General features: G+C 51.4%; 3 protein-coding genes and 1 pseudogene. 2 read left to right on the top strand and 2 right to left on the bottom strand.

Annotated elements, in window-relative coordinates:
* Positions 1-412: pseudogene (locus tag IEY11_RS14795) on the top strand (MobQ family relaxase); the annotation flags it as partial.
* Between the two features lie 77 nt (positions 413-489).
* On the opposite strand, the gene IEY11_RS03710 reads toward IEY11_RS14795, so the two are convergent.
* Together IEY11_RS03710 and IEY11_RS03715 are read right to left on the bottom strand one after the other, a co-directional pair.
* Positions 490-780 carry a type II toxin-antitoxin system YafQ family toxin gene (locus tag IEY11_RS03710; RefSeq protein WP_151165515.1) on the bottom strand — a complete coding sequence of 97 codons (291 nt, stop codon included), beginning with the start codon at positions 778-780 and terminating at the stop codon, positions 490-492.
* The gene (locus IEY11_RS03715) at positions 777-1,055 is read right to left on the bottom strand and encodes a type II toxin-antitoxin system RelB/DinJ family antitoxin (RefSeq protein WP_005924829.1); all 279 of its coding nucleotides are present in this window, start codon (positions 1,053-1,055) and stop codon (positions 777-779) included. The genes IEY11_RS03710 and IEY11_RS03715 overlap by 4 nt, the downstream gene beginning before the upstream one ends.
* Before the next feature lie 126 nt (positions 1,056-1,181).
* On the opposite strand from IEY11_RS03715, the gene IEY11_RS03720 reads away from it, so the two are divergent.
* Positions 1,182-1,580, top strand: coding sequence for a cysteine-rich VLP domain-containing protein (locus tag IEY11_RS03720; RefSeq protein ID WP_151165514.1), 399 nt, complete (start codon positions 1,182-1,184; stop codon positions 1,578-1,580).
* The last annotated feature ends 126 nt before the right edge of the window (positions 1,581-1,706 follow it).

Here is a 1,706-nt window from a genome sequence, read left to right on the forward strand (position 1 = left end):
ATGTTACTATGACCTGCGGGGAAAGATCGTCAAGGCTGAGCGCCGGATCGCCATTCTTACCGAACGCGGGGAGATGTGGGAACAGTACAACCAGTACAAGTCCATCCACAAGCAGCTTGCCAAAGTAAAGCCGGAAAAACGGGAACAGTTTGAACAGCGCCACAGCCGGGAACTGATTCTGTATGACGCAGCGGCCCGGTATCTGAAAGAACTGAAAGACAGAGGCGAGGGGATAACCCCGAAGGCATGGCAGCGGGAGATCCACCAGCTGGCCGCTGGAAAGCAGACGGACACGCTTGCCATGAAATCCATGCGGGAGGATTTGAAAGCAGTGGAACGGCTCCGCAAAACCGCCGAGCAGCTGTCCAGACAGGAACGGGACAATTCTCACGACCGGGAGCCGGAGCGGTAAGGGCTACCGCGTTTCACGACATACTTTTGCACACAGAAAAACCGCCGTACAGGTTTCCCCATACGGCGGCAGACTGTTTATTTGCCGAACAAGTCGCTGTGTGTGCCGGTGCGGGCCAGCGTCAGCACCAGAACATCATCTTCTATGCGGTAGACAAGCAGCCAGTCCGGGAGAATATGACATTCCCGATGGCCTGCCCAATCGCCGGACAGGTCATGGTCACGGTTCTTATCCGGCAGCGGTTCGCCCATTGCCAGCAATGCTACGACCTGCTCCAGCAGTTCGATCTTCAAGCCACGCTTGATGGCTCGTTTGTAGTCCTTTTTGAAACTGGTCGTGTACTTGACGGTATATTTGGTTTTTTTCATCTTTTCAGGTCAGCAAACAACTCGTCAAGGTCATTATAGCCCTTTACAGACGGGTCTTTTGCAATCCTTTCCGCTTCCAGCATGGCAGCAACCGTTTCTTTGTTCGGCTGTTCCAGCCTTACTTCAAAGGGAATGCCGCCTTCACGAAGCGACTGGCGCACAAAGATGTTAAACGCCGTAGTCAGGTTCATGCCAAGTTCAGTAAACAGTGCGTCCGCCTGCGCTTTCAAATCTGCGTCCATGCGGATACTGATGTTTGTGGTATTTCCAGCCATACGATCAACCCCTTTCTGCTGGCAATTATAGTATATGCCATTTGCACGAAGAAAACAATACTTTGCACGAATATTTAATAATAAATTCATTTAAGGAGGTTACCGACTTTATGAAAGAAATCATTTATGAAGAACAATAAGTCTGAACCTATCCCCGTCATGGATTACCGCCAGTACCGCAGAGTGCGGAGGCTGGTGCATGAGTGCTGTAACTACATCGACGGAAACTGTATCGCCCTGGACGATGGGGAGGAATGTGTCTGTGTCCAGTCTATTTCCTACTCCCTGTTGTGCAGGTGGTTTCGGGCGGCGGTATTGCCGCAGGATAAGGAACTGGAAACGGCGCTGTTCCACCGGCTGAATGCTAAGAAATGCTCCGTATGTAAGGCACTGTTTACCCCCGGTTCCAACCGAGCCAAATACTGCCCGGAATGTGCCGCACGCATGAAGCGGATCAACGCCGCAAAGCGCAAGCGGAAACAACGGGAGAAATGTCACGCTTTAGGGGCTGAAAAACCCTTGTAAATCAAGGCTTTTTTCGAGGGTGTCAAAGGCAGGCTGATAGATTTATCCTCCGACCCCTAAAACGGTCTTAAAATGCGTACAGAATCCCAAGAGAAACCCCAAGGAGGAACCCTATGTCAGACAACC

The organism is Butyricicoccus faecihominis (assembly GCF_014648015.1).
GTDB classification, from domain to species: Bacteria; Bacillota; Clostridia; order Oscillospirales; family Butyricicoccaceae; genus Agathobaculum; species Agathobaculum butyriciproducens.

Excerpts from the sequence above, each read along its gene's own strand:
- IEY11_RS03720 (WP_151165514.1), top strand. The coding sequence starts at position 1,182 with ATGAAGAACAATAAGTCTGAACCTATCCCCGTCATGGATTACCGCCAG.
- IEY11_RS03715 (WP_005924829.1), bottom strand. The coding sequence starts at position 1,055 with ATGGCTGGAAATACCACAAACATCAGTATCCGCATGGACGCAGATTTG.
- IEY11_RS03710 (WP_151165515.1), bottom strand. The coding sequence starts at position 780 with ATGAAAAAAACCAAATATACCGTCAAGTACACGACCAGTTTCAAAAAG.